Origin of the sequence: Ensifer sp. Root31 (assembly GCF_001424825.1) — a bacterium.
Lineage (GTDB): Bacteria > Pseudomonadota > Alphaproteobacteria > Rhizobiales > Rhizobiaceae > Ensifer > Ensifer canadensis.
On sequence record NZ_LMCO01000012.1, the window covers coordinates 610,822 to 617,398 of the forward strand.

The window sequence follows — 6,577 nt, forward strand, 5'->3', positions numbered from 1 at the left end:
AGCATTCGCCCCTCCACAAATGGGGGCGGATGCAGATCAGCCGTTGACCGTCCCCGGCGCCGGTCAACGCTCGCTCATTCCGGGAGGTTGATGTGATTTCCTTTGTTGGCGGTCGCCTTGTGTCGCTCGTACTGACGACCCTGGTCGCCTCTATCATCGTCTTTCTGCTGATGCAGGTGCTGCCCGGCGACCCGGCAGTGCTGATGCTCGGCATGAACGCCGACCCGGACGCGATCGCGGCGCTGCACCGGCAGCTGGGCCTCGATCAGCCAATCTGGATCCGCTACCTCCAGTGGATCGGTGGCTTTGTCGTCGGCGATTTCGGCATGAGTCTCACCTATTCGGTGCCGATCCGTGAACTACTCGGACCCCGCATCCTGGTGACATTGCCCCTGGCTCTCCTCTCCATGGCGATCTCGGTCGTGGTTGCAATCGCCATTGGCGTCTATGCCGCGGCCAATCGCGGCAAGGCCGGCGACACGGTCGTCATGGGCATCGCCCAGGTCGGCGTCGCCATCCCCAATTTCTGGCTTGCGCTTCTGTTCATTTTGCTGTTCGCGCTGAAGCTTGCCTGGTTTCCGGCCTCGGGCTTTGCCGGCTGGCAGGACGGTATCTGGAGCGGCCTGCAATCGCTCATTCTTCCAGCCTTTGCGCTCGGCCTGCCACTCGCCGCCATTCTCGGACGCGTCACCCGCTCGGCCGTCATCGAAACGCTCGGGGAGGATTTCATCCGCACTGCCCGCGCCAAGGGCCTCTCGCGCGCTGGTGCGCTTTGGAGGCATGCGGTGCCGAACGCACTCATCCCCGTCGTCACCATCATCGGCCTGCAGTTTTCGTTTCTGCTTGCCGGCACGATCATCATCGAGAACGTCTTCAATCTGCCGGGTGTCGGCCGGTTGGTCTTTCAGGCGATCGCGCAGCGCGATCTGGTGACCGTGCAGACGCTCGTGACGCTGCTTGCCGCGTCCGTCATCACCATCAATTTTCTCGTGGATCTCGTTTACGGCTATCTGGATCCGCGCCTGTCGAGGGGAGGCCACTGATGAGCACCTCGGCAATCACTTCGGAACCAGGCCTGTTGGCCAAGCTTTTTGGTAGCCGAAGCCTGATGTTCGGCCTGACGGTCACCGCCATCCTCATTGCGATGGCCGTGGTTTCCACCGTCTGGACACCCTTCTCGCCGACGGCGATGAATTTCCGCGACAAGCTTCAGGGACCAAGCCTCGCCCATTGGTTCGGCACCGACAATTTCGGCCGCGATATCCTGTCGATGATCATGGCCGGGGCGCGCAACTCGATCGCGGTCTCGATCGTCGCGGTGCTCGTCGGCGCCGGCATCGGCGTGCCGCTCGGTGCATGGGCTGCGGCCCGCGGCGGCTGGGTCGATGGCCTGGTCATGCGCATGAGCGATCTTGCCTTTGCCTTTCCTGCACTGCTGACGGCGGTCATCATCACGGCCATCTTCGGCCCCGGCGCGACCAATGCCATGATCGCCATCGGCATCTTCAACATTCCGGTCTTTGCCCGCGTGACCCGTGGCGCTTCGATGGGGCTTTGGAAGCGCGAATATGTGCAGGCGGCCCGCTGCGCCGGTCGCGGCGACGTGGCGATCACCTTTCTGCACATCCTGCCCAACATCAACCACGTGCTCCTGGTCCAGGTGACGATCCAGTTCGCCTTAGCAATCGTTGCAGAAGCCGGCCTTTCCTATGTCGGTCTTGGCACCCAGCCACCGATGCCAAGCTGGGGCAAGATGCTGAACGATGCCCAGACCTTCATCTATCAGGCCCCATGGCTCGCCATCTTCCCGGGACTTGCGATCACGTTCGCCGTGCTCGGCCTCAACCTCCTCGGTGATGGCCTGCGCGACATTCTCGATCCGCGCGTGAGGCGACAAAGATGACGGCACCCTTGCTACGAATGGTCGGAATGTCGGTCGAGCTGTCAGCGGGCATGACCCAGGTCGATATCGTCTGCGACGTCGATCTTGAGCTCAATCGCGGCGAACGCCTCGGTATCGTCGGAGAATCCGGCAGCGGCAAATCCATGACGGCGCTCGCCGTGATGGGACTGCTGCCGCAGCGCATGCGGGTGCGCGGCGAGTTGATGTTCGATGGCCGCAACCTCGCAGATCTGCCCGAAGCCGAATTCTGCAGATATCGCGGCCGGCGCATTGCGATGATCTTTCAGGAGCCGATGACCGCCCTCAACCCGGTCAAGTCGATCGGCGCCCAGATCGCCGAAGGGCGACGCCTTCATTTTGGCGAAACCAGAGCCGATGCGGAAAAGAAGGCGCGATCCTTGCTGGACAGGGTTGGTCTGCCGGCGCCGCGCTTCAATCTTGACCTCTACCCACATCAACTCTCCGGCGGCCAGCGGCAGCGCGTGATGATCGCCATGGCGATCGCCTGCGAACCGGACCTGTTGATTGCCGACGAGCCGACGACCGCGCTCGACGTGACGGTGCAGGCACAGATCCTCGATCTGCTCGACGACCTGATCGAAGACACCGGTACGGCCCTGATGCTGATCACCCACGATCTCGGCGTGGTTTCCGAAATGACCGACCGTATCGCGGTCATGTATGCTGGGCGTGTCATCGAGACGGGGCGCACCGACGACGTGTTCGCGCGCATGGCGCATCCCTATGCGAGGGGCCTCTTCGCTGCGTCTCCTCATGGAGCTGCCCTTGCTCCGCGCCAGATCGGGGGAAGGCCAAGGCTGAACGCAATCCCGGGCATCGTTCCCGATCCCTTTGCGCGGCCGGACCATTGCTCCTTTGCTGAGCGTTGCGCCTTCGTTCAGCCCGACTGTCGGCGGGCGATACCGCCACTGGATCTGATCGATACCGACAGGAATGTGGAGCATCGCGCCGCCTGCTTTCATCCACGCGAAAGGATGGTGGCACCATGAGCAATGTCATTCTGAGGACCATCGATCTGGTGCGCGAGTACCAGTTGCCGCGCCCATCGATCTTTTCCAAGCAGACCAGCTTGCGCGTGCTGCACGGTGTCAGCGTCGAGCTTGGCGCCGGCAAGAGCCTCGGCATCGTTGGCGAAAGCGGCTCGGGAAAATCGACCCTTGCGCGCGCCGTCATGGGGCTTGAACGCCCGCAATCGGGGCAGGTTACCATTGCCGGCAAGGATATCTATTCGCTGGACCGATCAGAGTTGCGGGAGGCGCGCAAGGGATTTCAGGCGATCTTCCAGGATCCCTACGGGTCACTCGATCCGCGCCACACGGTGCGGACCATCATCTGCGAACCCATCGTCTCACTGGAACGCGGAACCAGCGCGCTTGAGCGCAACCGGCGCGTTGAGGAGGTGCTGGAGGCGGTCGGCTTGCCCTTGGCGTCAGTCGACAAGTATCCGCACGAGTTTTCCGGTGGCCAGCGCCAGCGTATTGCCATTGCGCGCGCACTCATCACCCGACCGGCGCTGATTGTTGCCGACGAACCGGTTTCGGCGCTCGACGTCTCGATCCAGGCGCAGGTGCTGAACCTGATGATGGATCTGCAGGAGAGGCTCGGGCTCTCCTATCTGTTTATCAGCCACGATCTGGGCGTGGTTCGCGCCATCACCGACCGGGTCGCCGTCATGCATCTCGGGCGGATCGTCGAGGAGGGACCGACCAACGAGGTGTTCGACAACCCGCGCCACCCCTACACGCAGGCGCTTGTCGCCGCCGTGCCGAAACCCTTTGCCGGACGCCGCAAGCGGGTCCGGTCGAACGCCCCGCCGCAAACGCCTGTCCATACCGCCACGACCTCAGAGGGCTGCGCCTATGCCGCCGTCTGTCCGCGCAGGCAGGATATCTGTCTCGCCCAAACGCCCATGGCCAAGCCGGTGACGCCGGCCTGGTCCGCCCGCTGTCACTTTGCCTAGAACTCTTTGAAATTCTGCAATTCTCCGGAGTTGCTCTTGTTGCAGGAATTATTGCCCATGTCCGATCTTGCCGATTTCACCGCCGTCGATCTTGTCGAGGCTTACCGCCTGCGAAAGCTCTCTCCCGTCGAAGTCGTCGATGCTGTCATCGCGCGCATCGATGCATCCGAGCCGAAACTCAATGCGCTTTGGGCCTACGATCCGGACGAGGCGCGCAAGGCGGCGAAGGCGTCCGAGGCACGTTGGGGCAAGGGTGAGCCTCTGGGCGCGATCGATGGCGTGCCGGTGACGATCAAGGAGAACATTGCGACAAAGGGAACGGCTGTGCCGCTTGGCTGCGCGGCCGTGCCGCTGGTGCCGGCCGTGACCGATGCGCCGCCGGCGGCGCGCACCCGCGAGGCGGGTGGCGTCATTCTGGCCAAGACCACCATGCCTGATTACGGCATGCTGTCTTCCGGCCTTTCCAGTTTTCACAAGCTGGCGCGCAATCCCTGGGACCTGTCGACCAATCCCGGCGGTTCGAGCGCCGGAGCAGGTGCGGCCGCAGCCGCCGGCTACGGTCCGCTCCATATCGGCACCGATATCGGCGGTTCCGTCCGCCTGCCGGCCGGCTGGTGCGGCGTCGTTGGTCTGAAGCCTTCGGCGGGCCGGATCCCGATCAATCCGCCGTTCATCGGCCGCGTCGCCGGGCCGATGAGCCGCACTGTCGCCGATACGGCGCTTTACATGTCCGTTTTGTCGAAGCCGGATGCACGCGACACCATGTCGTTGCCCTATGCCGATATCCCCTGGCTCGACCTTAAACGCGATGTCAGGGGATTGAAGATCGGCCTCTGGCTCGATGCCGGCTTTGGCCAGGCGGTTAGCGCGGAAACCGAGCAGGCGGTCAGCCAAGCGGCAAAACTCTTCGCGGACGCCGGTGTCATCATTGAGCCTGTCGAGCCCTTCCTCACCCGCGAGATGATCGATGGCCTCGATCGCTTCTGGCGTGCGCGCGGTTGGGAAGACGTCTCGCGTCTTTCGCCGGAACAGCAGGCGCAGATACTGCCCTACATCTTCAACTGGATCGAGACGGCCAAGGATTTTTCCGGCCGCGACGTCTATACCGGCTTCGCCCAGATCGACGCCATGCGCAACGCCATCCATGCGGCGTTGACCGGTTTTGATTTCATCCTCTCGCCAACGGCACCGACCGCGTCCTATCCCGCCGAATGGGCCTCGCCGATCAATGACCCACAGAAGCCGTTCGAGCACATCGCCTTTACGGTCGCGGTGAACATGGGCGGACAGCCGGCGATCTCGGTCAATTGCGGCTATACTGCCAGCGGTTTGCCGATCGGGCTTCAGATCATCGGCCAGCAGTTTGACGATATCGGGGTCTTGCGCCTTGCACGAGCATTCGAGACCCTGCGTCCGCAACAGCGGCCATGGCCGAAGGTCACCGCATGAGCCGCCCTGCACCAACACAAACACTGAAACGACAGGAGTGCCGAAATGGCCGATCGTAAGCTTTTCATCCTTCCCGGCGACGGCATCGGCCCGGAAGCCATGGCGGAAGTGCGCAAAATCATCGCCTACATGAATGCCGAGCTTGGCGCCGGCTTCGTGACGGACGAAGGCCTCGTCGGCGGTTCTGCCTATGACGCCCACGGCCAGGCNCGCAAAATCATCGCCTACATGAATGCCGAGCTTGGCGCCGGCTTCGTGACGGACGAAGGCCTCGTCGGCGGTTCTGCCTATGACGCCCACGGCCAGGCGATTTCGGAAGGGGACATGGCCAAGGCGCTTGCAGCCGACGCCGTGCTGTTTGGTGCCGTCGGCGGTCCGAAGTGGGATGCCGTGCCTTACGAGGTCCGTCCCGAAGCCGGTCTCTTACGCCTGCGCAAGGACCTGCAGCTGTTTGCCAACCTGCGCCCGGCCATCTGCTATCCGGCGCTTTCCGCCGCATCGTCGCTGAAGCCGGAACTGGTCGAAGGCCTCGACATCCTGATCGTGCGCGAGTTGACCGGCGGTGTCTATTTCGGCGAGCCGAAGGAAATCATCGATCTCGGCAACGGCCAGAAGCGCGGCATCGACACCCAGGTCTACGACACCTACGAGATCGAGCGCATCGCCGGCGTTGCCTTCGAACTGGCCCGCACCCGCAACAACCGCGTCTGCTCGATGGAAAAGCGCAACGTCATGAAGTCGGGCGTGTTGTGGAACCAGGTGGTGACCGAAACCCACAAGGCGAAATATTCCGATGTCCAGCTCGAGCATATGCTGGCCGATGCCGGCGGCATGCAGCTGGTGCGCCAGCCCAAGCAGTTCGACGTCATCGTCACCGACAACCTGTTCGGCGACATGCTGTCGGACGTGGCGGCGATGCTGACCGGCTCGCTCGGCATGCTGCCTTCGGCCTCGCTCGGTGCACCGGATGGTGTCACCGGCAAGCGCAAGGCGCTCTACGAGCCGGTGCACGGTTCGGCCCCTGACATTGCCGGCAAGGGCATCGCCAACCCGATCGCCATGATCGCCTCGTTTGCCATGTGCCTGCGCTACTCCTTCAACCTGGTGACGGAAGCCGACAACCTGGAAAAGGCGATCGCCACCGTGCTCGACAAGGGCATCCGCACCGGCGACATCATGGCCGAAGGCGCACGCCAGGTCGGAACCGTCGAAATGGGCGAAGCCATCCTCTCCGAGTTCAAGGC

The 6,577-nt window shown here is 63.2% G+C and carries 6 protein-coding genes and 1 pseudogene; all 7 read left to right on the forward strand.

Annotated features, from left to right (window positions below):
- Positions 1-92 precede the first annotated feature (92 nt).
- The gene (locus ASD00_RS14690; protein ID WP_057207295.1) at positions 93-1,043 is read left to right on the forward strand and encodes an ABC transporter permease; all 951 of its coding nucleotides are present in this window, start codon (positions 93-95) and stop codon (positions 1,041-1,043) included.
- Entirely contained in the window at positions 1,043-1,903 is an 861-nt protein-coding gene (locus tag ASD00_RS14695) for an ABC transporter permease (protein ID WP_025430101.1), read from the forward strand. Before ASD00_RS14690 ends, ASD00_RS14695 begins: the two co-directional genes overlap by 1 nt.
- Entirely contained in the window at positions 1,900-2,913 is a 1,014-nt protein-coding gene (locus tag ASD00_RS14700) for an ABC transporter ATP-binding protein (RefSeq protein ID WP_057207296.1), read from the forward strand. Before ASD00_RS14695 ends, ASD00_RS14700 begins: the two co-directional genes overlap by 4 nt.
- Positions 2,910-3,884 (forward strand): oligopeptide/dipeptide ABC transporter ATP-binding protein, encoded by a 975-nt coding sequence (locus ASD00_RS14705; RefSeq protein ID WP_082523564.1) that lies wholly within the window; start codon positions 2,910-2,912, stop codon positions 3,882-3,884. The genes ASD00_RS14700 and ASD00_RS14705 overlap by 4 nt, the downstream gene beginning before the upstream one ends.
- Before the next feature lie 57 nt (positions 3,885-3,941).
- Complete coding sequence (locus ASD00_RS14710) at positions 3,942-5,333, forward strand: amidase (RefSeq protein WP_057207297.1); 1,392 nt, start codon at positions 3,942-3,944, stop codon at positions 5,331-5,333.
- Between the two features lie 45 nt (positions 5,334-5,378).
- Positions 5,379-5,542: isocitrate/isopropylmalate family dehydrogenase (locus ASD00_RS41650; protein WP_244496054.1), on the forward strand; the 164-nt coding region annotated here is incomplete at its 3' end.
- A 1-nt stretch (position 5,543) separates the two neighbouring features.
- Positions 5,544-6,577, forward strand: a pseudogene (gene leuB, locus ASD00_RS14715) (3-isopropylmalate dehydrogenase); the annotation flags it as partial.

Bases quoted from the DNA above. Each gene is read 5' to 3' on its own strand.
- ASD00_RS14695 (WP_025430101.1), top strand. From the start codon at position 1,043: ATGAGCACCTCGGCAATCACTTCGGAACCAGGCCTGTTGGCCAAGCTT.
- ASD00_RS14700 (WP_057207296.1), top strand. From the start codon at position 1,900: ATGACGGCACCCTTGCTACGAATGGTCGGAATGTCGGTCGAGCTGTCA.
- ASD00_RS14705 (WP_082523564.1), top strand. From the start codon at position 2,910: ATGAGCAATGTCATTCTGAGGACCATCGATCTGGTGCGCGAGTACCAG.
- ASD00_RS14710 (WP_057207297.1), top strand. From the start codon at position 3,942: ATGTCCGATCTTGCCGATTTCACCGCCGTCGATCTTGTCGAGGCTTAC.